20 protein-coding genes are annotated in these 25701 nt (G+C 68.2%); 8 read left to right on the top strand and 12 right to left on the bottom strand.

Translation table 11 applies throughout. From position 1 onward, the window contains the following. Window positions 1-18: 18 nt before the first annotated feature. The 3 genes from argS to ASF26_RS17255 all read right to left on the bottom strand — a co-directional run bounded on the left by argS (window position 19) and on the right by ASF26_RS17255 (window position 3757). Complete coding sequence (argS, locus tag ASF26_RS17245) at window positions 19-1764, bottom strand: arginine--tRNA ligase (RefSeq protein ID WP_056256594.1); 1746 nt, start codon at window positions 1762-1764, stop codon at window positions 19-21. 135 nt (window positions 1765-1899) lie between these two features. Beyond that, on the bottom strand, window positions 1900-2502 hold the full coding sequence (locus tag ASF26_RS17250; protein WP_244475968.1) for a GDSL-type esterase/lipase family protein: 603 nt from the start codon (window positions 2500-2502) through the stop codon (window positions 1900-1902). 7 nt (window positions 2503-2509) lie between these two features. Further along, window positions 2510-3757: a deoxyguanosinetriphosphate triphosphohydrolase gene (locus ASF26_RS17255; protein WP_056256601.1), complete on the bottom strand. Its 1248-nt coding sequence runs from the start codon at window positions 3755-3757 to the stop codon at window positions 2510-2512. 120 nt (window positions 3758-3877) lie between these two features. Here ASF26_RS17255 and ASF26_RS17260 point away from each other — a divergent pair, with 120 nt between their 5' ends. Both ASF26_RS17260 and ASF26_RS17265 read left to right on the top strand, forming a co-directional pair. After that, window positions 3878-4204: an iron-sulfur cluster assembly accessory protein gene (locus ASF26_RS17260; RefSeq protein WP_018043514.1), complete on the top strand. Its 327-nt coding sequence runs from the start codon at window positions 3878-3880 to the stop codon at window positions 4202-4204. Between the two features lie 131 nt (window positions 4205-4335). Next, entirely contained in the window at window positions 4336-6177 is a 1842-nt protein-coding gene (locus ASF26_RS17265; protein ID WP_200925953.1) for a hypothetical protein, read from the top strand. A 66-nt stretch (window positions 6178-6243) separates the two neighbouring features. Here ASF26_RS17265 and rnd read toward each other — a convergent pair whose 3' ends face one another. Continuing rightward, window positions 6244-7395 carry a ribonuclease D gene (gene rnd / locus ASF26_RS17270; protein ID WP_056256608.1) on the bottom strand — a complete coding sequence of 384 codons (1152 nt, stop codon included), beginning with the start codon at window positions 7393-7395 and terminating at the stop codon, window positions 6244-6246. 94 nt (window positions 7396-7489) lie between these two features. Then, on the bottom strand, window positions 7490-7909 hold the full coding sequence (locus ASF26_RS17275; protein ID WP_056256614.1) for a hypothetical protein: 420 nt from the start codon (window positions 7907-7909) through the stop codon (window positions 7490-7492). 188 nt (window positions 7910-8097) lie between these two features. On the opposite strand from ASF26_RS17275, the gene aspS reads away from it, so the two are divergent. The 3 genes from aspS (at window position 8098) to ASF26_RS17290 (ending at window position 11290) form a co-directional block, all read left to right on the top strand. Then, complete coding sequence (gene aspS, locus ASF26_RS17280; protein ID WP_056256617.1) at window positions 8098-9912, top strand: aspartate--tRNA ligase; 1815 nt, start codon at window positions 8098-8100, stop codon at window positions 9910-9912. Window positions 9913-10091: 179 nt separating this feature from the next. Then, window positions 10092-10961 carry a glycosyltransferase family 2 protein gene (locus tag ASF26_RS17285; RefSeq protein ID WP_056256622.1) on the top strand — a complete coding sequence of 290 codons (870 nt, stop codon included), beginning with the start codon at window positions 10092-10094 and terminating at the stop codon, window positions 10959-10961. After that, the gene (locus ASF26_RS17290; RefSeq protein ID WP_056256625.1) at window positions 10958-11290 is read left to right on the top strand and encodes a hypothetical protein; all 333 of its coding nucleotides are present in this window, start codon (window positions 10958-10960) and stop codon (window positions 11288-11290) included. Before ASF26_RS17285 ends, ASF26_RS17290 begins: the two co-directional genes overlap by 4 nt. Window positions 11291-11306: 16 nt before the next feature. On the opposite strand, the gene ASF26_RS17295 is transcribed toward ASF26_RS17290, so the two are convergent. Together ASF26_RS17295 and ASF26_RS17300 are read right to left on the bottom strand one after the other, a co-directional pair. Next, window positions 11307-11570 carry a DUF3297 family protein gene (locus tag ASF26_RS17295; protein ID WP_018043507.1) on the bottom strand — a complete coding sequence of 88 codons (264 nt, stop codon included), beginning with the start codon at window positions 11568-11570 and terminating at the stop codon, window positions 11307-11309. A gap of 76 nt (window positions 11571-11646) precedes the next feature. After that, the gene (locus tag ASF26_RS17300; RefSeq protein ID WP_056256629.1) at window positions 11647-12270 is read right to left on the bottom strand and encodes a CatB-related O-acetyltransferase; all 624 of its coding nucleotides are present in this window, start codon (window positions 12268-12270) and stop codon (window positions 11647-11649) included. An 84-nt stretch (window positions 12271-12354) separates the two neighbouring features. Here ASF26_RS17300 and ASF26_RS17305 point away from each other — a divergent pair, with 84 nt between their 5' ends. After that, the gene (locus ASF26_RS17305) at window positions 12355-14688 is read left to right on the top strand and encodes an NADP-dependent malic enzyme (protein ID WP_056256634.1); all 2334 of its coding nucleotides are present in this window, start codon (window positions 12355-12357) and stop codon (window positions 14686-14688) included. Between the two features lie 102 nt (window positions 14689-14790). Here the strand turns inward: ASF26_RS17305 and ASF26_RS17310 are convergent, their stop codons facing one another. Next, window positions 14791-15687 (bottom strand): PhnA-like protein, encoded by an 897-nt coding sequence (locus tag ASF26_RS17310; protein WP_156463038.1) that lies wholly within the window; start codon window positions 15685-15687, stop codon window positions 14791-14793. 360 nt (window positions 15688-16047) lie between these two features. Here ASF26_RS17310 and ASF26_RS17315 point away from each other — a divergent pair, with 360 nt between their 5' ends. Continuing rightward, window positions 16048-17490, top strand: a complete 1443-nt coding sequence (locus tag ASF26_RS17315) for an acetamidase/formamidase family protein (RefSeq protein ID WP_056159028.1) — start codon at window positions 16048-16050, stop codon at window positions 17488-17490. Between the two features lie 80 nt (window positions 17491-17570). Here ASF26_RS17315 and ppx read toward each other — a convergent pair whose 3' ends face one another. The 4 genes from ppx to ASF26_RS17335 all read right to left on the bottom strand — a co-directional run bounded on the left by ppx (window position 17571) and on the right by ASF26_RS17335 (window position 23620). Beyond that, window positions 17571-19100: an exopolyphosphatase gene (gene ppx / locus ASF26_RS17320; RefSeq protein ID WP_056256641.1), complete on the bottom strand. Its 1530-nt coding sequence runs from the start codon at window positions 19098-19100 to the stop codon at window positions 17571-17573. Window positions 19101-19147: 47 nt separating this feature from the next. Further along, a complete protein-coding gene (locus ASF26_RS17325; RefSeq protein WP_238253948.1) occupies window positions 19148-21352 on the bottom strand; it encodes an RNA degradosome polyphosphate kinase in 2205 nt (734 codons plus the stop codon). 445 nt (window positions 21353-21797) lie between these two features. Then, the gene (locus tag ASF26_RS17330; protein WP_056256987.1) at window positions 21798-22520 is read right to left on the bottom strand and encodes a DnaA/Hda family protein; all 723 of its coding nucleotides are present in this window, start codon (window positions 22518-22520) and stop codon (window positions 21798-21800) included. A gap of 8 nt (window positions 22521-22528) precedes the next feature. Next, the gene (locus tag ASF26_RS17335; RefSeq protein ID WP_056256643.1) at window positions 22529-23620 is read right to left on the bottom strand and encodes an AI-2E family transporter; all 1092 of its coding nucleotides are present in this window, start codon (window positions 23618-23620) and stop codon (window positions 22529-22531) included. A gap of 226 nt (window positions 23621-23846) precedes the next feature. Between ASF26_RS17335 and ASF26_RS17340 the strand changes: the two genes are divergently transcribed. Continuing rightward, entirely contained in the window at window positions 23847-25598 is a 1752-nt protein-coding gene (locus tag ASF26_RS17340) for a HAMP domain-containing methyl-accepting chemotaxis protein (RefSeq protein ID WP_056256655.1), read from the top strand. Window positions 25599-25701: the final 103 nt, after the last annotated feature.

The raw sequence follows: 25701 nt of genomic DNA on the forward strand, positions 1-25701 counted from the left end.
CTTCACGCCGAGATCACCTCACCGCATTTCATCCGGCGCGGTGACACCCAAGACCGCGAGGCCGGAGGCGACGACGCCTCTCAAAGCCTCCACGAGGGCCAGTCTTGCCCGTGTCGAGTTTCGGTCGTTTGGATTAATAAACCGTAATTGCGGCAAGTCTTTGCCTTTGTTCCAGAAACCATGCAGGGAACTTGCCAGCTCGTAGAGGTAGAATGCCACACGGTGTGGCTCGTGTGCCGCCGCCGCCGCTTCGATCACCCGCGGGTATTGGGCGATGAGCCGCATGATCTCGATTTCCGCGGAATCGGCCAGCAGCGTCAGATCCGCATCTGCGAGGCCGGCGACGGAAAAGTCCTCGCCGGGCATGGCCTCGCGCGCCTGCCGGAACACCGAGGCGCAGCGGGCATGGGCGTACTGGACGTAGAAGACCGGGTTGTCCTTGGATTGCTCCACCACCTTGGCGAGGTCGAAGTCCAGGGTCGCGTCGTTCTTGCGGTAGAGCATCATGAAGCGGATCGCGTCGCGGCCGACTTCGTCGACCACCTCGGCGAGGGTGATGAACTCGCCGGCGCGCTTGGACATCTTCACCGGCTCGCCGGCCCGAAGGAGCCGCACCAATTGGCAAAGCTTCACGTCGAGGGTGGCGTTCCCGTCGCTCACCGCCTTCACCGCCGCCTGCATGCGCTTGACGTAGCCGCCGTGATCCGCGCCGAGGACGTCGATGAGGTCGGTGGCGCCGCGCCTGATCTTGTCGCGATGATAGGCGATGTCCGAGGCGAAGTAGGTGAACGAGCCGTCCGACTTCAGCAGCGGCCGGTCGACGTCGTCGCCGAACTCCACGGTGCGGAACAGGGTCTGCTCGCGGTCCTCCCAATCCTCGGGCAGCTGGCCCTTCGGCGGCGGCAGCCGGCCTTCGTAGACGAGGCCCTTTTCACGAAGCTCCGCCAGAAGAGCGGGCACCGCCTCCTTCAGGGTGGCTTCCGAGAAGAACACGTCATGGTGGATGCCGAGCCGGGCGAGATCGCCCCGGATCAGGTCCATCATCGCGGCGATGGCATCCGCCCGCACCTGCGGCAGCCAGTCGGATTCCGGCGTGTCGAGGAGTGCGCGTCCGTGCGTCTCGGCGAGGGCCTTGCCCACCGGCACGAGGTAGTCACCGGGATAGAGGCCTTCGGGCACAGGGCCGACCTCTTCGCCCAGCGCCTCGCGGTAACGCAGGAACGCGGAGCGGGCGAGCACGTCCACCTGCGCACCGGCATCGTTGATGTAGTACTCGCGCGTCACGTGGCGGCCGGCCGCCACGAGCAGGTTGGCCAGCGCATCGCCGAACACCGCCCCGCGGCCATGGCCCACATGCATCGGCCCGGTGGGGTTGGCCGAGACGTATTCGATGTTGACCTTGCCGCCGGGCAGGTGGGCTCGGCCGTACTCGGTGCCCTCGCCGAGCGCGGCACGCACGACCTCGTGATAGGTCTGGGGCGTCAGGCGCAGGTTGATGAAGCCCGGTCCGGCCACGCTCGCCTCGATCACGCGGGGATCTTGCCGGAGCTCCGCCGCCAGCGCTTCGCCCAGCGCCTTCGGATTGGTCCGGGCCTCCTTGGCGAGGACCAGGGCGGCATTGGTGGCGAGGTCGCCATGAGTGGCATCGCGCGGCGGCTCGACCACCACGCGGGAGAGATCGAGCCCCTCGGGCAGCGTCCCGGACCGGATCAGGCTCTCGAGCGCCTTGCGTACGCGCGTCTCGAAGGTGGCGAAGATGTTCATGGGATATCTATTCCGCTCGCGCCAAGCCGCATCGTCACGACGGCCTGCGCCTCAATGCGGCGGCATACCAATGCGGGGGGCAGGTGTCACGGGAGGCCGCCCATCGCCCTTTGCTGCCCCCATCAGCCCGGCGCTTCAGAACCAGGCGCGCCAAGCCTCCCACTCGGCCACGGCGCCGGCCAGGGCCGCGTAGCCGCCGGCATTGGGGTGGGTTCCGTCCCCCGCCGCGGCCTCGCTGGTCCATGCATCGGATCCCGTGGCCACGCCGAAGACCGGCAGGAACGGAACACCCAGTCGGGCGCAGAGGGGAGCGATGTCGCGCGACAGAGCCAGGATTCGTGCATCCGTCGAGGGATCGTCGCAGACGGGAAGCGGGCCGATCATCAGGGTTTTTCGCCAACCGGCGGCGTCTGCGAGAATTGCCCGTGTTGCATCGAGGGAGCTGTCATGGGCGACGCGGGTTCGGCCATCCATGAGGGTGCAATCGTTTGCGCCGAACGCGAAAACGAGCCGGCCGTCCAGCACCTCGGGCAGGCGGGCTTCGGCCTCGCCGCGCCAGCGGCCCTGAATGTCGAGGCTGGTGTCGCGGCGAATGCCCAGATTGTAATGCGTGACGTCCCAGCCCGCGCGACGGGCCTCGGCACAGAGACGGCCCGTCCATCCGAGACAGGTGTCGTCACCGACCCCGTTCACGAAACTGTCGCCGATGAAGCAGATGCGCATGGATCGTCCCGACATCCCGGCCCTACCCCTCCGCCAGCGGCAGGCCCCGGCTCTCGGGACTCCAGTGCAGGTCCGGCGTCGTGGGAAACAGGCGCTTGTGGGCGAGCACCGCGTAGGTGTCGGTCATGCCGGCGATGTAGTCGGCCACCCGGCGGGCGATGCGCCCCTCCCCCGCCGCCTCGAGCCCGGCCCGCCATTCCTCGGGCATGCAGGCAGGGTTCGTGCTGAAGGCATCGAACAGGTCCGCGACGATGATGTCCGCCTGCGCCCGCACCGCCAGCACGCTCGGGTGGCGGTACATCCGCGCGTAGAGGAAGCGCTTGATCGCGGCATCCGCCTCCTCCAGGGCCGGCGAGAAGGAGACGACCGCCTCGTCGGCCGCGCGGATATCGGCGACGGAAGCCGGTGCCAGGGCCTCGATCCGCCGGGTGCTCTCGGCGATCACGTCCTCCACGAAGCGGGTGATTACGCGCCGCGCCAGTTCGTGGATCTTTCGAGATTCCTCGAGATTCGGATGCAGCGCGTCGATCTCGTCGAGGATGTCCCGGAGGAAGGGGACGCCGTCGAGATCCGACAGTTCGAACAGGCCCGCCCGCAGACCGTCGTCGAGGTCGTGGCTGTCATAGGCGATGTCGTCGGCCAGAGCCGCCGCCTGCGCCTCCGGCCCGGCGAAACGGGCGAGGGCGAGGTCGTTCTGCGCGTTGTATTCGAGGATGGCGGCGGGAATGCCCCGTGCCGCCCAGCGCGGGGTCGGGGCGCCCTCTTTCGTGAGGAGCGGGCCATTGTGCTTGACGAGGCCCTCCAGGGTCTCCCAGGCGAGGTTGAGCCCGTCGAACCCGGCATAACGCCGCTCGAGCCGGGTGACGATCCGCAGGGCCTGGGCATTGTGGTCGAACCCGCCGTGAGCGGCCATGAGGGCATCGAGCGCGTCCTCGCCGGTATGGCCGAAACAGGTGTGGCCGAGGTCGTGGGAGAGCGCCAGCGCCTCCGCGAGATCCTCGTCGAGGCCGAGCGCGCGGGCCAGTGCACGGGCGATCTGGCTGACTTCGAGGGTGTGGGTCAGACGGGTTCGGTAATGGTCGCCCTCGTGGTGGACGAAGACCTGGGTCTTGTGCTTGAGGCGGCGGAAGGCGGCCGAATGGATGATCCGGTCGCGGTCGCGCTGGAAGTCGCTGCGCGTGGGCGAGATCGCCTCCGGGATCAGCCGCCCGCGCGTGGCCGCCGGATCGGTGGCGTAGCGCGCCCGCCAGCGTTCGCCCCTGTGCCGCACGTCACCTCCTGAATGCGCTATCGCGCGCAACGATCATCCCGCGTTGCAGCGCGTCTCTACGGCGCATATCTTGTGTGGGCTAGCGCTTCTGGCAATCGACGAGAACCCAAGAGCATCACGATGGCCGACATCACCCTGACCCCCCGCGCGGCCAAGCGCATCAACGAGATCATGGGAGCCGAGCCTCCCGGCGCGTCCCTGCGGATCAGCGTGAACGGCGGCGGATGCTCGGGCTTCTCCTACGCCTTCGACATCGAGCGGGCGCGGGCCGAGGACGACGTGGTGATCGAGCGGGACGGCGCCACCGTCCTCGTCGATCCGGTTTCCCTCGAATACATGAGCGGATCGACCATCGATTTCGCCAACGACCTGATTGGCCAGGCCTTCAAGATCGAGAATCCGCAGGTCACCTCCTCCTGCGGCTGCGGCACCTCGTTCTCGCTCTGAGGCTTCGTCATTCCGTCACAGCACGGCGTGAGGCAGCGCGATTGCCTCGCCGTGGAAAAAGCGGCACGGATGCGGTTCGGCGCGGCACCGTTGCACGAAGCGCCTTTTTTCGCAGCGCCCCGGATCCGCTCATGATCGTCCCACAAGGTCGTCCCTTTCTCATGCGGACGGCTGGCCTTTCGGTCTGCGCCCTCCTCGTCTTCGGCGGCGGCGGCCCGATCGGCCCCTTGCCGGTCTCGGCCCAGGAAGCCGCCTCCGCCGTGCAGGACGTCACGCTCCAGAACGTGACGATGACCTTCGGCGGCACGGTCCTCACCGCGCCGCAGGTCATCGTCAGCGGGACGCGCCTGACCAAGGACGACCTCCTCGCCCTGCTCAGATCCGGCCCCGAGCCCCTGGCCGCGCGTCTCGCGAAGTTCGACGCCGCGAGCGTCGTGATCCCGGAGCTTCGCTCAGAGACCCGGATCGGCACCAAGACCCAGACCGCGACCTATCGCGACGTGACGGCCAGGGATGTGCGCGGCGGCCGCATCGCTCAGGCCAGTGCGGCCGGGTTGACGGCCGCGGAGGCCGGGGGCGTGGCGAAACACAGCGCCAGTTACGGTCGCATGGAGATGCGGGACGTCGATCTCACGGCGATGGCGCGTCTCTACGGTGAGGCCGGCGACGCCAAGAGCCCGATGCTGCGGATCTATGGCGGTTTCTCGGCCACCGACATTGTGATGGAGGCCGAGGGCACGGTGGTGAAGATCGCCCGTCTCGAGGGCACCGACGTCAGCGGCCGCCAAGTCCCAGCGACATGGACCGGCGCTCTGGACGCGATGGCCCGCGTAGACCCCAGCCAGCCCGCCTCCGCCGACAAGGCACGTATCCTGGGAACCGCGGCCGATCTCCTCGACGGGTTCTCCGTCGGCTCGTTCCAGGCCAGCGGGCTCGCGATCAATCAGATCCATGACGGTGAGCCCGTGGCGATGACCATGGGACGCATGGCCTTCACCTCGGGCAACCTGACCTTCGAGGATCTCGGCTTCACGGTGGGCGAGGCCCGCGGCAAGCTCTCGCGCCTGTCCTTCGCGGGCTTCTCCTTCGCCCCGACCGTGGTGGCCATGCGCAAGCTTTCGACGCAGGCCGGGGAGCCTACCGAAGCGGATTTACGGCAGATGACGCCGGTGCTCGGCACCCTGGCATTCAAGGACCTGAGCCTCGACCTGCCGCCGGACGAGGTGCCCGCTTCGCCCAAGCCCCCCGCGAAGCCTCCTGGCGCCGCGTCGCCCGCGCTCCCCTCGGCCGCAACAGCGCCTACGCATATCGGCCTGCGCGACGGCGCCCTCACCTTCGGCCCGCTGCGCGACGGGGTGCCAACCACCGGCCGGGCCAACCTTTCGGGCCTTACCCTCCCCGCCTCTGCGGTGGCCGGAATCCCGGGGCTCGGCTCCCTCGGCGCCTACGGCTACCGCGACCTCGACCTGAACGTCGTCGCCGACACGGCCTGGAACGAAGCCGCCAAGGAGCTTTCCTTCAGCGAGGTATCGGTGTCGGGCAAGGACATGGGCAGCGTGACGATCAACGGCACCCTCGGTGGTATCGGACCTGCGGTGTTCGACCCCGATCCGAGCGTCTCGACCTTCGCCATGCTGGGCGCCACCGCCAAGGCCCTCGACCTGCGGATCGAGAATACCGGCCTGTTCGAGCGCTTCATCGCCTCGCAGTCGAAGAGCCTGAGCCTCAAGCCGGAGGAACTGACACAGGAATACGTCACCGCCACCACGTTCGGCGTGCCGGCCATCCTCGGCAATTCGGCCGGCGCCAAGGCCATCGGCGCGGCCCTGGGCCAGTTCGTGACAAAGCCGGGCACGTTCTTGCTCAGCGCCAAGGCGAAGAACGCCGGCGGCATCGGCATGCTCGAATTCAGCGCGGCCCCGACACCGGGCGCCGTCCTCGACAGGCTGGATGTGAGCGCGAAGGCGAATTAAGCGACCCGGGACGACGCCCGCGTCGCTCGCTCCCTACAGGAGGGGGCAGAGCGTTTGGGGCCGGGTTCAATTCAGTTCGCGCACCACGATGCGGCCATTTTCGGCCGAGAGGGCGAGGCGGCCGGCCTTGAGGGCGAGCGCCTTCTCGCCGAACAGCGTCCGGCGCCAGCCGTGCAGGACGGCGATGTCGGCCTCGTCGTCTTCGGCGATGGCTTCGAGGTCATCCATCGTGGCGACGATCTTGGGCGCCACGTCCTCCGCCTCGCAGACCGCCTTGAGCAGCACCTTCAGCAATTCCACCACGGCGCCGTTGCCGCCCCGACCCCGGCTGCGCTCGGGCAGGACGATGTCGGACAGGTCGCGCTGGAAGCCGCGCTCCACGGCGGCGAGGATGTCGGCTCCGGTCCGCGAACGCTCGAAGCCCGCCGGGATCGAGCGCAGGCGCCCAAGGGCCTCGACGCTGCGCGGAGCGGAGGTGGCGATGTCGATCACCGCCTCGTCCTTGAGGATGCGCCCGCGCGGGACGTTGCGGGTCTGCGCCTCGCGCTCGCGCCATGCGGCGACCTCGGCCAGGACCGCGATCTCGCGCGGCTTGCGCATGCGACCGGACAACCGGCGCCAGGCCTGGGCCGGGTCGGCCTTGTAGGTCTCCGGCGAGGTGAGGACGCTCATTTCCTCGTCGAGCCATTCGCCGCGATCGGTGGAGAGGAGCTGCCCCGCCAGCACCTCGTAGACCTTCACCAGGTGGGTCACGTCGGAGAGGGCGTAGCTGGACTGGGCGTCGGAGAGCGGACGGCGCGACCAGTCGGTGAAGCGGGAGGATTTGTCGATCTTGGCCTTGGCCACGTCGTTGACGAGCTGCTCGTAGGAGACCGAATCGCCGTAACCGCAGACCATGGCAGCGACCTGCGTATCGAAGAACGGCTGCGGCAGAAGCCCACCGAGCAGCCAGATGATCTCGAGATCCTGGCGCGCCGAGTGGAATACCTTGACCACGCCTTCGTCGGCCATCAGCGCGAAGAACGGCGCGAGGTCGATGTCGGGGGACAACGGGTCGACGAGCACGCCCGACCCGTCCGGCCCCGCCATCTGGATGAGGCAGAGCTTGGGGTAGTAGGTCGTCTCCCGCATGAACTCCGTGTCGACGGTGACGAACGGCTGTCCGGCGAAACGGCTGCAGGCCTCGGCGAGAGCCGGCGTGGTGGCGATGAGATCCATGAGAGCCGGCTATATCGGAGGTTGACGCGCGAGGCGAGATCGTATCTCGCACCGCGCGCGCCTATCCCCGACATCCCGTGCTGCACGTCCCTCGTCAGGCGGCGCGCTTGCGGGACTGGTTCCGGCGCGCGAGGCTGCGCACCAGTTCGACACGCTCGCGCCTCTGGGCCTCGGCACGGACGAGAAGCCAGTCGAGGATGCCGGCATTCATCCGAGGCCCGCCCTCCTCGGTCAGGCGCCGGATGCGGTCCACCCGGAAGCCGCGATAACCGCCGCGTGCGCGGTCGATGCCGCCGAGCAGCGTCCGGCCAGGGCCGAGCTTCAACTCGCGCGCAGCGAGGGCACGCGTGCTCCAGAGACCACGGGAATCCTCGTAGACGATCTCGTAGCGGCCTTCGAGCGGCAGGACCTGCCACGCGCCGGACTTGTGTTCGCCCTGTTCGGCAGTCTTCCGGCGTTCGGCAGGAGCGGCGGCGGCCTCGTTCAGAATATCGAAAAATGCGTTTGCATTCATGGACCTGATATGGGGGTTCACCCTCGTTTCCGAAAGGTCCCGACCCCATCTCCGGGGCCTCGACGATGCCCGTTCCGGGCTCGTCCCCGCTCCTGCCTACGGGCTCCGCCGCGTGGCGTGGGGTCGCCTTCGCCTTGACTTGCCCGCCCTCGCGTGAATGGTGCGCCGCTCAATCTGAAGAGCCCGTCATGCACCGTTATCGTACCCATACCTGCGGGGCGCTCCGCCCGTCCGACGTCGGCGAGACCGTTCGTCTTTCCGGCTGGTGCCATCGCATCCGCGATCATGGCGGCGTGCTCTTCATCGATCTGCGCGACCATTATGGTCGCACCCAATGCGTGGTCGATTCCGATTCGAAGGCGTTCAAGACCGCCAACCTCGCCCGCTCGGAATGGGTGATCCGCATCGACGGGCGCGTGCGCACGCGCCCTGCCGGTACCGAGAATGCCGACCTGCCCACCGGCACGGTGGAGGTCTATATCGACGACATCGAGGTTCTCGGCCCCGCCGGCGAGTTGCCGGTGCCGGTCTTCGGCGACCAGGACTACCCGGAGGAGACGCGGCTCAAGTACCGCTTCCTCGACCTGCGCCGTGACAAGTTGCACGCCAACATCATGAAGCGCGGCGCGATCATCGATTCGCTCCGCCGCCGCATGCGCGAGGGCGGCTTCTTCGAGTTCCAGACGCCGATCCTCACCGCCTCCAGCCCGGAAGGCGCGCGTGACTACCTGGTGCCGTCCCGCGTGCACCCCGGCAAGTTCTACGCGCTGCCGCAGGCGCCGCAGCAGTTCAAGCAGCTGACGATGATCGCCGGCTTCGACCGTTACTTCCAGATCGCGCCGTGTTTTCGCGATGAAGATGCCCGCGCCGACCGCTCGCCGGGCGAATTCTACCAGCTCGACATCGAGATGAGCTTCGTCACCCAGGAGGACGTGTTCCAGTCGGTGGAGCCGGTCCTGCGCGACGTCTTCAAGGAATTCGCCGAGGGCAAGCGCGTCACCGAGACCTTCCCGCGCATCCCCTATGCCGAGGCGATGCTGAAATACGGCGTCGACAAGCCGGACCTGCGCAACCCGCTGATCATCGCCGATGTGACGGACGAGTTCGCCCGCGACGAGGTCGAGTTCAAGGCGTTCAAGGGGGTGATCAAGTCCGGCGGCGTGGTCCGCGCCATCCCGGCCACGGGGGCTGCCACCCAGCCGCGCTCGTTCTTCGACAAGCTCAACGACTTCGCCCGCGCCGAGGGCGCGCCGGGCCTCGGCTACATCATCTTCGAGGACGACAACGGCACGGTCACCGGCAAGGGCCCGATCGCCAAGTTCATCCCTTCGGAGATCCAGGCCCTCATCCGTGAGAAGACCGGCACGAAGGCCGGCGACGCCGTGTTTTTCTCCGCCGGCACCGAGGCCAAGGCCGCGGCTCTGGCCGGCAAGGCCCGCATCCGCATCGCGGACGAGCTGAACCTCTCCGACAAGGACCAGTACGCGTTCTGTTGGATCACCGACTTCCCGATGTACGAGTGGAACGAGGACGAGAAGCGGATCGACTTCTCCCACAACCCGTTCTCGATGCCGAATTTCGACCGCGAGGAATTCCTCGCCCTCGATCCGAGCGAGGCCGAGAAGATCCTCGGCATTAAGGCGTTCCAGTACGACATCGTCTGCAACGGCACGGAACTGTCCTCCGGCGCGATCCGTAACCACCGCCCCGAGGTGATGGAGAAGGCCTTCGGTCTGGCCGGCTACGGCCAGGAGGTGCTCGAAGAAAAATTCGGCGGCATGCTCAACGCGCTGAAGCTCGGCGCCCCGCCGCACGGCGGCATCGCGCCGGGAATCGACCGCATCGTCATGCTGCTCTGCGGCGAGCAGAACCTGCGCGAGGTGGTGCTGTTCCCCATGAACCAGCGCGCCGAGGACCTGATGATGGGCGCCCCCGCCGAGGCGACGCCGAAGCAGCTGCGCGAGCTCCATATCCGGTTGAATCTGCCCGAGAAGCAGGGCTGAGCCGCGACACACCCCCTCCCCTCTGCGGGGGAGGGTACCTACGGAGCAGGCGGGAGAGGGGGCGACCTCTCCGGATTGCGCGCTCCCCTCTCCCGACCCTCGCTGACGCGAGGGCCACCCTCCCCCGCAGAGGGGGAGGGTTTGCAGCGCCCGATCCCTCCAACATTGACAGGGCCGACATGCCCTCCCTCGTCGCCATCGTCGTCAGCCATGACAGTGCGCATGCGCTGCCGACCTGTCTCACGGCGCTCGCAGCCGAGCACGTGCCGGCCATCGTCGTGGACAATGCGAGCCGCGACGGGTCGGCGGGCGTCGCCGAGGCGGCCGGGGCCAGGGTGATCCGCAATCTTCGCAACGAGGGCTACGGCCGGGCCAACACCATCGGTATCCGCGCCGCCGACCGTGCGGAGCGCGTGCTCATCCTCAACCCGGACATCGTGCTGCGGGCCGGCGCGGTCGATGCGCTCCTGCGCGCGGCTGTCGCCTATCCGGATGCTGGCCTGCTCGCGCCGCGCCTGATGGAGCCGGACGGGCGGTTCTTCTACCAGCCACGCTCGCTGCTCGCACCCTACCTCACCAACCCGCCCGGCAACCGTGTCCTGCCCGACGGCGATGCCTGCGCGCCGTTCCTCTCCGGTGCCTGCCTGATGATCCGGCGGGACCTGTTCCTCGCCCTCGGCGGGTTCGATCCGAACATCTTCCTGTTCTACGAGGATGACGACTTGTGCCGCCGGGTCGCCGATTCCGGCCGCTCCCTAGTCCATGTCCACGGCGCGGTCGCCCTGCATGGGCGCGGGCGCTCGTCGGCGCCGGAGCCTGGCCGGGTCTTCCGCACCCGCTGGCATCAGGCCTGGTCGCGGGCCTATGTCTCGCGCAAGTACGGCCTGCCGGACCCGAGCCCCGCCATGCTCGCGGTCAATGCTCCGAAGGCGGCCTTGGCATCCCTGGGATTCCGCCGACCCCTGATCGAGCGCTATGCCGGTTCGGCGGCCGGCGCCCTCGCCGCCATCCGTGGGCGCACCGCCCTCGCTCGGGAAGGGCTCGCATGAGCCTGCTCAATCCGACGGCCGCCCTGGCCCGCGCCGTCGCTGGCGTCGCGGCGCAGGGCTTCGTCGTCGTTGCCCGCAACACGCGCGGCGACAGCGTCTATCTCAAGCCGGACGGCTGCACCTACGCGCTTCGTATCTCGAACCACGCCCGGACGCCCAAGCAGCGCAAGAACCATCCCGACGCGATCACCAGCCTGGTGATCCGGGCCTCCACCGGCCCGGCTCAGGTCGACGCCCTGGTCGAGACCGCCCTGCGCAATTTCGCCGGGGAGCGGCGCAAGCGCGAGGGAGACAGGGGCGGGAAGAACGACGAGCCGGCCGTTCCGTGACCGGGCGGGCCGAGGATCAGGCGGAGGCCGAATCGCCCTCGGCCGCATCGCGAAAGTACGGCTCTACCGGGCCCTTCAGCTTCACCGTCATCGGGTTACCGGCGCGGTCGAGGGTCTTGCCGGCCGACAGGCGGACCCATCCTTCGCTGACGCAGTATTCCTCGACATTGGTCTTTTCGACGCCCTTGAAGCGGATGCCGATGCCGCGTTCCAGGATGGCCTCGTTGTAGAACGGGCTGGTCGGGTTCACCGCGAGGCGGTCGGGAGGCGTGTCGGACATCGGCGTTGCCTTGGGAATCGATGATCGGAGTCGAGCGATCGTTGACGCGTCGGGAAGAAGGGTCCGGGTAAGCGATTCATGCCCCGCCCGCAACGCCGCCGGCCCTGGCCGCCCGCGCTGCCGCGATGAGATCGCCGATACGGTCGCTCTGAAGCAAGGGCACCAGGGCGCGCACCGCCTCGGGGGGCAGGTCCCACCACGCCGTCTCCAGCAGGGCCGCCACATGATCCGGATCGAAGCGGTGGCGGACCACCCGCGCGGGGTTACCGGCGACGATCGCGTAGGGCGGCACATCCCGGCTGACGACGGCATGGGCCCCCACCACGGCGCCGTGCCCGATGGTGACGCCGGACAGGATCATGCAGCCCGAGCCGAGCCAGACGTCACTGCCGATGGTCACGTCGCCGCGCGAGGCATGATAATCTGCTGGCGCCTCCACCCCCGGCCAGAGTCCTGGCATGGCCGCGAAGGGATAGGTGGTGGCCCAGTCGAGTCGGTGGCCGCCGCCGAGGAGGATCTCGACCCTGTCGGCGATGGAACAATACCGGCCGATCGTAAGGTGCCGCCCAGCTTCCGGGAACCGCACTTTCGGACGGCCATAGGAGTACGAGCCGATGGAGAAACCATGGGTTTTCACCATTTTGGCGAGGTGCAGGCGGGTTTCGTTGTGCGGGTTGCGCCCACTCCGCAAGCGGTGCAACAGAGTTTTCAATCAATGCATCCCGAAGACCGGCGGGAAAGCTCCGCGGCGCCGTCAGAGCCCGCGATGAAGGGAGTGAGGCTCATGGGCGACAACATGTCCGACGATCTCAAATCCGGAGCCCTCGTCTACCACCGCCTACCCCGGCCCGGAAAGCTCGAGATCCAGGCGACGAAGCCGTTGGGAAACCAGCGCGACCTGGCGCTGGCCTATTCCCCCGGCGTCGCCGCAGCCTGCATGGCGATCTACGACGACCCGCAGGAGGCAGCCACCCTCACCATTCGCCAGAACCTCGTGGCGGTGCTCACCAACGGCACCGCCGTGCTCGGTCTCGGCAATATCGGCCCCCTCGCCTCGAAGCCGGTGATGGAGGGCAAGGCGGTCCTGTTCAAGAAGTTCGCCGGGATCGACGTGTTCGACATCGAGGTGGACCAGAACGACGTCGGCAAGCTGGTGGACGTGGTCTGCTCCCTGGAGCCGACCTTCGGCGGCATCAATCTCGAGGACATCAAGGCACCCGAGTGCTTCGAGGTCGAGGAGCAGTGCCGGGCACGGATGAACATTCCGGTCTTCCACGACGACCAGCACGGCACCGCGATCATTGTGGCGGCGGCCGTCCTCAACGCCCTGGAATTCGCCGGCAAGCAGCTTTCCGACGTCCGCATCGTCACCTCGGGCGCGGGCGCAGCGGCGCTCGCCTGCCTCAACCTGCTGGTGTCGCTCGGCGCCCGGGTCGAGAACATCACCGTCACCGACATCAAGGGCGTCGTCTACAAGGGCCGCGCCGAACTGATGGACCGCTGGAAGGACGTCTATGCCAAGGAGACTGAGGCCCGGACGCTGGCCGAGGTCATTCCGGGCGCCGACGTGTTCATCGGCCTCTCGGCCGGCGGCGTCCTGAAGCCGGAATACCTGGAGAAGATGGCCGAGAAGCCGCTGATCATGGCGCTCGCCAACCCCTATCCGGAGATCATGCCGGATCTGGCGCAGGCGAAGCGCCCCGACGCGATGATCTGTACCGGGCGTTCGGATTTCCCGAACCAGGTCAACAACGTCCTGTGCTTCCCCTACATCTTCCGCGGTGCCCTCGATGTCGGCGCCACCTCGATCAACGAGGAGATGAAGAAGGCCGCCGTGAAGGCGATCGCCGCGCTGGCCCGCGAGACTCCGTCCGACGTGGTCGCCCGCGCCTATGGCGGCGAGGCACGGCCCTTCGGCCCGCATTCGCTGATTCCGAGCCCTTTCGATCCGCGTCTGATCCTGCGGATCGCCCCCGCCGTGGCGCAGGCCGCGATGGATTCGGGCGTCGCCGGCCGGCCGCTGGAGAACATCCAGGCCTACGCCGACAGTCTCGACCGCTTCGTCCACCGCTCCGGTTTCATTATGAAGCCGATCTTCACCAAGGCGAAGGAGAACCCCAAGCGCGTCCTCTACGCGGAGGGTGAGGACGAGCGCGTGCTGCGCGCCGCCCAGGCCATCGTCGAGGATCATGTGGCCCGACCCATCCTGGTGGGGCGCCCGCGGGTGATCGAGACCCGGATCAAGCGCTTCGGCCTGTCGATCCGGCAGGGCACCGATTTCGACCTGATCGATCCCGAGGACGATCCGCGCTACCGCGACTATGTCGCGACCTATCTCGAAGTCGCCGGCCGTCGCGGGATCACGCCGGATGCCGCGCGCACCCTGGTGCGCACCAACAACACGGTGATCGGCGCCATCGCCGTGCGCCGGGGCGAGGCGGACGCACTGATCTGCGGCCTGGAGGGCCGGTTCGAGACGCGCCTGAGGGTGATCCGCGACGTGATCGGCCTCGCGCCGGGCGTGCTCGATTTCGCCGCCATGAGCCTCATCGTCACAAAGGAGGGCGCCTACTTCCTCGCAGACACCCATGTCCGGCCCGATCCCAGCGCCGAGGAGATCGCCGACGTGGCGGTGGCCTGCGCCGGCCACGTGGCGCGCTTCGGCCTCACTCCAAAGATCGCCCTCCTCAGCCATTCGGATTTCGGCCAGTCCGATTCCCGCTCGGCCCAGAAGATGCGCGCGGCGCTGGGGCTGATCCAGGGTCGCCGGCCGGACCTCCAGGTGGATGGCGAGATGCAGGCGGATACCGCCCTGTCGGGCCTGATCCGCGACCGGGTGCTGCCGGGCTCGCCCCTCAAGGGCTCCGCCAACGTCCTGATCTTTCCCAATCTCGACGCGGCCAACATCGCCTTCCAGTTCTCCAAGGTCCTGGCCGACGCCCTGCCCGTGGGGCCGCTGCTGATCGGCCCGGCCCGGCCCGCCCACATCCTGTCGCCGTCGGTGACGGCGCGCGGGATCGTCAACGTCACCGCCGCGGCGGTGGTGGAGGCACAGGCGGGCGCCGTCCAGCCGACGACCGCGTCGGTCGAGCCGGGTCTGACGCCCCTCTCCGAATAGGAAAAACAGCCGGGACGTCGTTCGTCCTCACGGCCGATGCCATGAAAAAGGCCCCCGATCGCTCGGGGGCCTTTTTCGTTCGTGTGCCCGGAAGCGGTGGGATCAGACGCGGCGGTCGCCGTAGGCGGCGGCCGGAGTCACCGTGCCGAAGCGGCCGCCGAGGAAGGCGGCTAGGCCGCCGAGGATCAGGGCAAGGGCGGCGTAGAGGGCGCCCTGCGCAGCGGCGCTGCGGGTCGCTTCGGCGGCAACCTTGGCCTTCTGTTTGGCGTCGGCCACTGTCTGCTCGTACTGCTTGCGGTACTCCTGGATCTGGGCCTTGGCCTGATCCGGCGAGATTCCCTGCGCCTTGGCCAGGGCATCGGCGGCTTTGGTCTCGGCCTGGGCCTGCTGAGCGGCATCGCCTGTCAGGTAGGCACGCACGGCCTGGGACGCGGCGTCACGCAGGGTTGCGGGATCCTGGCCGCCCGTGGACTGACGGACTTGGTTCTCGACGCCGTCGAGGGGATTGCTCAGCTTGGTGAGCGAGGGGGCCGCGGCCTGGGCCGCCGTCTGGGTGGCGCCGCCGATGGCCGATCCCGCGCCGCCGATCACGCTCGAAATCCCGCCGAACGCGCCGCCGATGAGGCCGCCGGCCGCTGAGGTGAGCAGGTAGACGATGACCAGGGTGGTGACGGCCCAGGAGACGAGGCCATGATAACCGCTGGTGCTCGCCAGCGGCTTGCCCGAGAGGCGCCCGGCGAGGAAGCCGCCGGCGAGGGAGGCGACGATGCCGGAGACGACCCACCACAGGCCGGCGCCCGTGGACAAGCTTGCGGCGGTCGGGGTGTCGCTACCGGCGGGGTCCAGGGTCGACAAGCCGATGCCGAGGCCGATCATGTTGAGGATCATCTGCGCCACGAGGGCCGCCACGGCCCCGGCGAAGATCGCGCCCCAGGAGACCTGATTGTACACGGCCGGGCGAGCGTCGAGGGCCGGTGGCGTTGCGACGACAGGCTTCAGAGTGGGGGATTGAGCCAAGGAGGAGCTCCTGAGAACAGATGTGAAGGATGAGGACCACGCGCACGGACCCCATCGCCCCGGCGGAATCCTGCCGGGAGCGTGAAGCCGTTCGTGTCTCCGATATCCAAGGACGCGTTCCAACCTCCCCGACACGCTCGGGGATTCTGGAAATCAGCGCCGGTCAACGTGCGTCGTCGGGGAATGTTCGCTCGATTTGGCGGAAATCCATCCATTCTCCCGTCTGTCCTCGCCCGCCGGCCATCGGATCCCGCCGGGACTTTCCCTTGAGACCCGGCGCGTGGAAAACTGGCCACCGGATTGCATACAGGATTCGGATCAAGGGCCGGTCGGGAGATTCCAATGTGCCGTGGTGACGATCCGAACTGCACCCATTTCGCCGAGCATCGCCGCCGTTTCCTCGGCGACCTCGCGCCCGAGCGGCGGGCCTTCCTCAAGAGCGGCTTCGTCGCTACCGGGGGCGCGGCGGCAATGGCGGCCGGCGGCCTGTCCCTCGTCGGCCCCGCGCTGGCGCAGACGAGCGCCAAGGGCATCCGGCAGACGGCGCATTATCATCTGCCGGCCACCGCCGAGACCGTCCATTGGGGCTATTTCTCGAAACTGCTGAAGCCCCAGGTCGAGATCGCATCCGGCGACTACGTCACCATCGAGACCCTGACCCACCACGCCAATGACGATGCCGAGCGCATGGTGACGGGGGATCCCGGCGCCGAGAGCGTGTTCCTCTGGACCAAGGACAAGAAGGGCGTCGCCCGCCGCGGCGCCGGGCCGGAGACCGGCCCCCTCGGACCGGGCGGGGGGCTCGGCGTCCACATCTGTACCGGCCCGGTGGCGATCCGCGGCGCGGAGCCCGGCGACGTGCTGGAGGTGCGCATCCTCGATGTGGCGCCCCGCCCCTGCGCCAACCCCGCCTTCAAGGGCCGCAGCTTCGGCAGCAACGCCGCCGCCTGGTGGGGCTACCACTACAAGGACATGATCACCGGCGACCGGGCGCGCGAGGTCATCACCATCTACGAAGTCGATGCGAGCGGCGCCCGCGACTGGGCGAAGGCGGTGTACAATTTCCGCTGGCCGGGGGTCACCGATCCGTTCGGCGTGGCGCATCCCACCATCGATTATCCGGGCATCCCCGTCGACCACACCAAGACGCAGCGCAATTTCGACGTGCTCAAGGGGGTGCGCGTGCCGATCCGCCCGCATTTCGGCACCATGGGCCTCGCGCCCAAGGAGGCCGACATGGTGAACTCGATTCCCCCGAGTTACACCGGCGGCAACATCGACAACTGGCGCATCGGCAAGGGCGCGACGATGTACTATCCCGTCGCGGTGCCGGGCGCCCTGTTCTCGGTGGGCGATCCGCATGCCAGCCAGGGCGATTCCGAACTCTGCGGCACCGCTATCGAGTGCTCGCTCACCGGCACCTTCCAGTTCGTCCTGCACAAGAAGGCGGATCTCGCCGGCACGGCCCTGGAGACCCTCGATTTCCCGATGATCGAGACGTCCGAAGATTGGGTGCTCTCGGGCTTCAGCTACCCGAACTACCTCGCCGATCTCGGCCCCGACGCGCAGAGCGAGATCTTCTCCAAATCCTCCATCGACCTCGCCATGCGCGACGCCTTCCGCAAGATGCGGTCCTTTCTGATGCAGGCAAAGGGGCTGACGGAGGACGAGGCGATCTCGCTGATGTCCATCGCCGTCGATTTCGGCATCACCCAGGTGGTGGACGGCAATTGGGGCGTCCACGCCATCGTCAAGAAAGCGATCTTCGCGGACAGGCCGGCGTGACGCGCCGCGTCGTCGATCAGCCGATGAGGTGCGTTCGCAGCATGAAGAGATAGAAGATCTCGGCGGCGACCCCGACCGTATCAGGCGGTATCGATCCGCCCTTCCAGACCCAGTACCCGGCCCAGGCCGCGGACGCGGTTGAGAAGGCGGTCGCCCGGCAGCGCGGCCAGATTCGAAGGCAGGGTCAGGGTCACCCGTCGATCCGCGACGAGGAGGGGCATGCGGGCCAGCGCTCCCTCCATCCCCGCCGAGATCGGGAAGGCGACACGCAGGAGGGCGCCGAGGAGGCGGGCCCGTTCGAACAGGCGCGGCCCGGCGAGACTGCGCAGCATCGGGCTGGCCTTGTCCGCCGCGACGCCCTCGTGGCGGAAATAGACCGCCAGGGCGAGATAGGCCCGTCCGGGGTGGTCGATCCCGACGAAGGCGGCATGCGTGATGACGTTGATGCTCTGTTCACCCCGGTAATCGGGGTGTGCGCGCCAGCCGATATCCGAGAGGAGACAGGCGGCGTGGCGCAGGCGGCGCTCGTCGGCGGTCTCCGGCCCGTCGAGGGTGGCGACGAACCGGTCGGTCCAGGCGATGAGGTCGCTGCCGTGGCCCGGCGAGCGGGCGCGGAGGCGGTTCAGTTCCGCCGCCGCCGCGAGGAGCGGGTCGGTGAGGCGGGTGTCGCGGTCGAGCTGCTCGTAGAGCAGCCCCTCGCGCACGCCGGAGGCCGAGATGGCGAGTTCGCGGGGGCGGCCGACGCGGATGATCTCCTCCAGCACCACGGCGCCATAGGCGAGGAGGGGCCGGCGCGCCTCCGAGACGGCCTCCACGTCCTGCAGCAGGGCGGCGTCGGTGCGCTCCACCACTTCGAGGAAGCTGAGTTCGTCGGAAGGCTCGATGCTGTAGCCGTGCATGACGTGTAGCGGGTAGCCCCGCGCGGCCTGATGCAGGCGGGCAAGCGCCCGCCAGGTACCGCCCACCGCGTAGAAGCTGCGCCCGCGCAGGGTCTCCAGCTGCGGGGCTGCCTTCGCGAGGTTCTCGCGGGCGATCTTGAGGGCCTTCTTCACCGACCCGCCGGAGAGATCCTGGAGGGCGAGACCGCCGAGCGGCATCGTCACCCCCTGCCCCACCGTGGCGCCGCGCACGTCCACCAGTTCGAGGGAGCCGCCGCCGAGATCACCGACGACCCCATCCGGCGTATGGAAACCGGAGATCACACCGAGGGCGGAGAGCTCCGCTTCCCGCCGCCCCGACAGGAGCTCGATCCGGTGGCCGCAGGCGGCCTCCGCCGCGGCGAGGAATTCCGGACCGTTCTGCGCGTCGCGCGCGGCGGCCGTGGCCAGCACGAAGACGCGGCCAACGCGCATGGTCTCACAGAGGATGCGGAAGCGCGCCAGCGCGCTGAGAGCGCGCCGAACCGCCTCCTCGTTGAGCCGGCCCGTGCTGAACACGTTGCGGCCCAGCCCGCACAGGACCTTCTCGTTGTAGAGCGGCGTCGGCGCGCGGTTCAGGCCGTCATAGGCCACGAGACGCACGGAGTTCGAGCCGATGTCGATGATCGCCACCGGTTGCACGCGATCCTGCACGCCGGGATCCCCCTGAGTCGTGAAGCCCGTACCTGTCATGCCGCTACGAGGAAGTCCCATGACCAGCTCCTGCCGGTATCGTCCGCTCAAGGACGCTGGGCTCTACGGCTCAGCGCGCGCGGACTCGACTTCTTCGAGGACTTGCCCCGGCCGGACAGGCTCGGGTTCGTCATGAAGTACTTGTGCGCGTTGAACGGCTCCTCGCCCTCGGAGGGCTGGACACGTTCACTCGCGCCAGACGCCAGTACACGCCAGCTCTGCTGGTTGTCGAGGAGATTGGCGAGCATGATCTGGTCTAGCACCTGCTGATGCACCGTTTGGTTAGTGATCGGCAACAGCGCCTCCACGCGCCGTTCGAGGTTGCGGGTCATCAGGTCGGCCGATGAGATCGACACCGTCGCCTTCGGGTGCGGCAGGCCGAACCCGTTGCCGAAGGCGTAGATCCGCTCGTGTTCGAGGAAGCGCCCGACGATGGATTTCACGCGGATCGTATCCGACAGGCCGGGAATGCCCGGCCTGAGGCAGCAGATGCCGCGCACGATGCAGTCGATCTGCACCCCGGCCTGGGACGCGTCGTAGAGCGCGTCGATGATCTGCCCGTCCACCAGGGAGTTGCACTTGATCCAGATCGCCGCCGGCCGCCCGGCTTTGGCATGGGCCACTTCGGCCGCGATGTTCTCGAGGAGCCGGGGCTTGAGGGTCAGCGGCGAGACCGCCATGCGCTCGAGTTCGGCCGGTTCGGCATAGCCGGTGATGTAGTTGAACATGCGGCTGACGTCGCGGGCCACCGCCGGGTCGGCAGTGAAGAACGACAGGTCAGTGTACACCCGCGCCGTGATCGGGTGATAGTTGCCGGTGCCGACATGGCAGTAGCTCACGAGCTTGTCGCCCTCGCGCCGCACCACCATCGACAGCTTGGCATGGGTCTTCAGCTCGATGAAGCCGAACACCACCTGCGCGCCGGCCTTCTCCAGGTCGCGGGCCCAGCGGATATTGGCCTCCTCGTCGAAGCGCGCTTTCAACTCCACCAGTGCCGTCACGGACTTGCCGAGTTCGGCGGCTTCGGCCAGCGCCGCCACGATCGGCGAGTTCGAGGAGGTGCGGTAGAGCGTCTGCTTGATCGCGACCACGTTGGGGTCGCGGGCGGCCTGGGCCAGGAACTGCACCACCGCGTCGAAGGATTCGTAGGGGTGGTGGACGATGAAGTCCTTCTGCCGGATGGCGGCGAAGACGTCGCCGCCGCTCTCGCGGATGCGCTCGGGGAAGCGCGGGTTGTACGACTTGAACTTGAGGTCCGGCCGGTCGATCCCGACGATCTGCGACAATTCGTTGAGGGCGAGCATGCCCTCGACCACGAAGATCGCGTCGTAGCCGATCTCGAGCTCGTCGGCGACGAAGGCGCGCAGATCCTCCGGCATTCCCGCCTCGACTTCGAGCCTGATGACGACGCCGCGGCGGCGCTGCTTCAGGGCGCTCTCGAAATGCAGGACGAGGTCTTCGGCCTCTTCCTCGATCTCGAGGTCGGAATCGCGGATCACCCGGAACGCCCCCTGCCCTTTCACGAAGTAGCCCGGGAACAGGCGGCCCGTGAACAGGACGATGACCTGCTCGATGGCGATGAAGCGGGCGGTGGATTCCCCCGCGACCTCCGGCAGGCGCACGAAGCGGTCGAGGACGGCGGGCAGGCGGATCAGGGCGCGCAGGGTCCGCCCGTCGCGGGGCCGCACCATCATCAGGGCGATGCTGGAGCCGAGGTTCGACAGGAACGGGAACGGATGGGCCGGGTCGATGGCGAGGGGAGTCAGCACCGGGAAGACGTGGCTGAGGAAGTACTCCTCGAGCCAGGCCTTGTGATCGGGGGTAAGGTTGCCGGGCTCCACGAGGTCGACGCCGACACCGTGCAGGTCGTCACGCAACTCGCGCCAGCGCCGCTGCTGGTCGAGGGCGAGCCGCGAGACTTCGGAACCGATCCGGGTGAGCTGCTCGGACGGGCTGAGCCCGTCCTGCGACGGCTGGATCAGGCCGGCGCGGACCTGGTCGTGCAGGCCCGCCACGCGGACCATGAAGAACTCGTCGAGGTTGTTGGCCGAGATCGAGAGGAAGCGCAGCTGCTCCAGCAGCGGATGGCTGGCGTTGGAGGCCTCTTCCAGCACCCGGCGGTTGAACTGCAGCCAGGACAGTTCCCGGTTCACGAAGCGCTCGGGCGAATGGCGCAGGGCGCGGCCGGCGGCGAGCACGGTCTCCCGCGCCACGGGTTCGACTGTCGCTCGTTCTGTCGCCGTGTCGGCCATGATCGTCTCCGCCAGAATCGAGCCTGATTCCGTCTGTGCCTCGGGGGCCTCGTCGAACGAGGCCGATTCTGCCGGGAGAGGCGCTCCAGGGCCGGGCTTCGTCGTCCGTATCCGGACGGTCGCGGGGCGAACCGGACCGGCCTCCGCCGGCCGGCGCCGGGCGGCGGGGCGTTTGGGCGCCAGGGATTCGGGTGCCGCGGAGCCGCGGCCGTCGTCACCGGAGCGGGGCTCGTCTGGCGAGGCGTCGGCCGCTGGAGCGATCTTCCGCTCCTCGACAGCCGTTCCCTCCGTATCCCATCCCTTGATGTCCGACTCCTTGGCGATCGAGTCCGAATCCACTTCCGGCAACGGGTCTTCTCCTCACTCTGCTCGAACGAACGGCCTCGTAGCATGCGGCCGGGCCGTCGCGTCTGACAATTCCATGACAATCGGGATGGGCGGGCGATCAAGCCGGCGCGTCGTCCTCGTCGGTCTCGTCGTCCGGTACTCCCAGATCGGCCAGGACAGACATGGCCAGCGGCCTCGTGATGCGGCGGCCGCGCCTCAAGGCGTCGCGGTCGAGTTCGGCCACCACGGCCCTGGCCCTGGCGAGGGAGCGGTCGATCCGCAGGGCGATGGCCTCGACGACGCTGAGATCGACCACGAGCTGGCGGTCGACGAAGAGCTTGACCAGCACCGCCCGCATCAGCGCGTCGTCGGGGGGAAGGATGGTGGCGCCCGGTGCCAGCCTCAGGCGCGAGCGCAGATCGGCGGTGACGAGGCCGAGCGCCTCCACCGGTGCGGCCGCCGTGATGAGGATGGGGCTGCCGTTCTCGCGGGCGAGGTTGAGGAGGTGGAACAGGGCCGCCTCCTCGCGGCCCTCGGGGCGGTCGATATCCTCGATGACCAGGGCGCCGTTAGAGACGAGATGCGTGACCGAATCGGCGGTGACCTCGGAGGCCGGGACGGTCCAGGCATGGGAGCGGGTCGCCCAGATCGAGGCCAGGTGGCTCTTGCCGCTGCCCGACGGCCCGGTGATGAGGCAGACCGTATCGGGCCAGCGCGGCCAGGCCTCGATCAGCCCGTAGGCCGCCTCGTTGGCCGGCCCCACCAGGAAGTCCTCGCGGCCATAGCGCGGGTCGAGGGGCAGGTCGAAGGCGAGCTGCTTCGGGGGCGCGGCCTCGCGCATCGGCGATTTCATCCCTCGCGCTTCTGAATCAGGATCGGTTCTTCGGCATAGTAGAGCGGACTCTGGAGATAACGCGAGATCGCGAAGCGCACGATGACGCCGATAGAGGCCGCGACGGGGACGGCCAGCAGCAGACCGAGGAACCCGAACAGCGAGCCGAAGGCCAGGAGCGCGAACATCAGCCAGACCGGGTGCAGGCCGACCGAATCGCCCACGAGCTTGGGCGAGATGACGTTGCCTTCGAAGAACTGGCCGACCACGAACACGGCGACAGTCAGTCCGATATGGAGCCAGTCGGAGGTCGGCCAGAACTGGACCAGGGCGACGCCCACCGAGAGCAGGAACCCGACGAGGGTGCCGACATAGGGGATGAAGGTGAGGAAGCCCGCGATCATCCCGATCAGCACGCCGAAATTCACGCCGACGAAGAACAGGCCGACGGCATAGAACGTCCCCAGGATCAGGCAGACCAGGGTCTGCCCTCGTACGAAGCCGATGATCGCCCGGTCGATCTCGCCGGCCAGGCGCCGCACGGTGGTGCGGTGGCGCGGAGGGGTCCATCCGTCGACGGTGGCGACCATCCGGTCCCAGTCGACGAGAAGGTAGAAAGCCACGACGGGGGTCACGACGAGGAGCGAGGCGATGGAGACCAGCGCCTGGCTGCCCGACCACAGCGACTTCAGGAAAGCCAGGAACCACGTGCCGCCCTGCCCCACCAGGGCCCCGACGGACGATTGCAGGTCGTTGAGAACGTCCGCCCCGCCGACCCGCGTCAAGATTGGCCCGACCCGCTCGACAATGATACCCTGCAGCCGTGAAACCATGCCGGGGAACGTCGTCACAAGCGCCGAGATCTGATTGGCGGCCAGGGGCACCACGATCAGCAGGATCACTACGAGCCCGACGACGAACATGGCGAGGATCAGGAGCGAGGCGGAGAGCCGCCCGAGACCCAGGCGCTGGAGCCTGTCGGCCATGGGGTCGAGAAGATAGGCGAGGGCCAGCCCTGCCACGAAGGGCAGCATCACCCCCGAAAGCAGGTAAAGCAGCAGCGCGACGATGCCGAGCCCCACCAGTCCGATCACCGCCCTGCCGCGCATCGGCCCTCCTCCGTCTCGTCTGTCGCCCGCGCACAAGAGTGGGAAGGCGGTGCGGCGGGGTCAAGGCTCGGCCGCGGAGGCCCCGCACGGCCCGTGGCAGGGGAACGAGCGCGAACGACTTTCATCCTCGGGAAAGCGGATTTTTAACGAGCTAGACTGTAATTTCCCTCAACGGCGGGGGAATAAAATGAGTCTATCTAACAGGTTTATTGGTCTGATCACGGCTATGCTGGTATCCAGCTTGCTGCTGGCCGGGTCCATCATCCTCTATGGACGGGCTGTCGACCAGGTGAGCGCGGCCTACGCGACCCGCCAGCAATCGATCCTCCTCGCCGACGAGATCCGGCAGTCTTCGGACGATCTCACCCGGCTCGGCCGCACCTACGTCGTCACCGGCCAAGCGTCGTACAAGCAGCAATATTTGGACATCCTCGACATCCGCTCCGGCCGCAAGCCGCGCCCGGAGGAGTATCATCGCATCTACTGGGATTTCGTCGCAGCCGGCGTGGCGAAGCCGCGCCCCGACGGCGAGACCGTGTCGGTGCACGACCTGATGAAGCGTCTCGGCTTCAGCCGGCAGGAAACCGACATGCTGGCGGAATCGGTCCGGAATTCTGACGGGCTGGTTCATCTTGAGGTCGAGGCGATGAATCTCGTCGAGGGCAAGGACAAGGATGGCCAGCCCCTGGCACAACCGAACCCCGCCCGAGACCGCGATCGGGCGATCGGGCTCGTCCATTCGGAGGCATATCACGGTTTCAAGGCGCAGATCATGAAGCCGCTCGACGCGTTCTACGGGCTGATGCAGTCCCGCACCGACGCGGCCGTCGCGGCGGACGAAGCCCAGGCACACTTCTATTTCGCCGTCGTCGTCGGCACGCTGGTCGCCACCGTCGCCACGTTCCTGGCCCTCGGCTGGTTCGCCCACGAGGCGCTGGTCCGCGGCTACGGCGCGGTCGGCCTGGCCATGGGCCGGATCGCTGAGGGCGATTACGCCGCCGCGGTGCCCTGCCTGGAACGCCGGGACGAGGTCGGCAGCCTCGCCCGGGGCCTCGAAGCGTTCAAGGCCAACCTCGCCCGGGACGTGGCGGAGCGTCATGCCGGGGAAACCCGACAGCGCGAGATCGAGCGCCGGGCTCAGACCGAGACCCTGGCGCAGGCCTTCGAAGCGGCTTTCGGCGGCATCGTCCGCGCCGTGGCGACTTCCGTTGGTGAACTGCAGGACACTGCGCAGGCGATGTCGCAGATGGCCGGCGACACCGCCGACCGTTCCGGCGCGGTGATCCGTGCCGCGGAGGAGGCCTCGACCAACGTCGCCGCCGTAGCGGCGGCGGCGGAGCAACTCAGTGCCTCGGTGTCGGAGGTTGGCCGTCAGGTCGACAGTTCGGCGGCGCTGACGCAGGCGAGCGCGACGGAGGCCGGGCGCACCGCGGGGCTGGTTCAGGATCTGAGCCGGGCGGCGACCCGTGTCGGCGACGTGGTGGCGATGATCAACGGCATCGCCAGCCAGACCAACCTGCTCGCCCTCAATGCCACCATCGAGGCCGCGCGTGCCGGCGAGGCGGGACGCGGCTTCGCGGTGGTGGCGGCCGAGGTCAAGGAACTCGCCACCCAGACCGCCAGGGCCACCGACGAGATCGCCTCCCAGATCGGCGACATCCAGTCGGTCACCCGGGAGGCGGTGACGGCGATCGGCGCCATCGCCGGGCGCATCGACGACTTGAGCGGGATCTCGAGCGCGATCGCGGCCGCGGTGGAGGAACAGGGGGCAGCAACCCGGGAGATCGTTCGCAACATCCACCAGACCGCCAATGGCACCGGTCAGGTCACGTCTCATATCGGCGGCGTCGCCGACGCGGCGCAGAGGGCCGGCGGAGCGGCCGAGAGGGTGCTTTCCGTCGCCTCCTCGGTCTCGCACGATGCCGACCATCTCGATGCCGAAGTCACCCGTTTTCTGGCGCAGCTTCGGGCCGCCTGAAGACGATGCTCCGATCCGCGCAAGGCGCCGCCTGTCCGGTTCATCGAAGCGGGCGCGGGGATCGGCGAGCCCAGTGCGGCCCTCGTCGAACGGTTGAGGCGAT

The organism is Methylobacterium sp. Leaf93 (genome assembly GCF_001422345.1).
GTDB lineage: Bacteria > Pseudomonadota > Alphaproteobacteria > Rhizobiales > Beijerinckiaceae > Methylobacterium > Methylobacterium bullatum.

Excerpts from the sequence above, each read along its gene's own strand:
- argS (WP_056256594.1), bottom strand. The coding sequence starts at position 1,764 with ATGAACATCTTCGCCACCTTCGAGACGCGCGTACGCAAGGCGCTCGAG.
- ASF26_RS17250 (WP_244475968.1), bottom strand. The coding sequence starts at position 2,502 with ATGTCGGGACGATCCATGCGCATCTGCTTCATCGGCGACAGTTTCGTG.
- ASF26_RS17260 (WP_018043514.1), top strand. The coding sequence starts at position 3,878 with ATGGCCGACATCACCCTGACCCCCCGCGCGGCCAAGCGCATCAACGAG.
- ASF26_RS17265 (WP_200925953.1), top strand. The coding sequence starts at position 4,336 with ATGATCGTCCCACAAGGTCGTCCCTTTCTCATGCGGACGGCTGGCCTT.
- rnd (WP_056256608.1), bottom strand. The coding sequence starts at position 7,395 with ATGGATCTCATCGCCACCACGCCGGCTCTCGCCGAGGCCTGCAGCCGT.
- ASF26_RS17275 (WP_056256614.1), bottom strand. The coding sequence starts at position 7,909 with ATGAATGCAAACGCATTTTTCGATATTCTGAACGAGGCCGCCGCCGCT.
- aspS (WP_056256617.1), top strand. The coding sequence starts at position 8,098 with ATGCACCGTTATCGTACCCATACCTGCGGGGCGCTCCGCCCGTCCGAC.
- ASF26_RS17285 (WP_056256622.1), top strand. The coding sequence starts at position 10,092 with ATGCCCTCCCTCGTCGCCATCGTCGTCAGCCATGACAGTGCGCATGCG.
- ASF26_RS17290 (WP_056256625.1), top strand. The coding sequence starts at position 10,958 with ATGAGCCTGCTCAATCCGACGGCCGCCCTGGCCCGCGCCGTCGCTGGC.
- ASF26_RS17295 (WP_018043507.1), bottom strand. The coding sequence starts at position 11,570 with ATGTCCGACACGCCTCCCGACCGCCTCGCGGTGAACCCGACCAGCCCG.
- ASF26_RS17305 (WP_056256634.1), top strand. The coding sequence starts at position 12,355 with ATGGGCGACAACATGTCCGACGATCTCAAATCCGGAGCCCTCGTCTAC.
- ASF26_RS17315 (WP_056159028.1), top strand. The coding sequence starts at position 16,048 with ATGTGCCGTGGTGACGATCCGAACTGCACCCATTTCGCCGAGCATCGC.
- ppx (WP_056256641.1), bottom strand. The coding sequence starts at position 19,100 with ATGACAGGTACGGGCTTCACGACTCAGGGGGATCCCGGCGTGCAGGAT.
- ASF26_RS17325 (WP_238253948.1), bottom strand. The coding sequence starts at position 21,352 with ATGGCCGACACGGCGACAGAACGAGCGACAGTCGAACCCGTGGCGCGG.
- ASF26_RS17330 (WP_056256987.1), bottom strand. The coding sequence starts at position 22,520 with ATGCGCGAGGCCGCGCCCCCGAAGCAGCTCGCCTTCGACCTGCCCCTC.
- ASF26_RS17335 (WP_056256643.1), bottom strand. The coding sequence starts at position 23,620 with ATGCGCGGCAGGGCGGTGATCGGACTGGTGGGGCTCGGCATCGTCGCG.
- ASF26_RS17340 (WP_056256655.1), top strand. The coding sequence starts at position 23,847 with ATGCTGGTATCCAGCTTGCTGCTGGCCGGGTCCATCATCCTCTATGGA.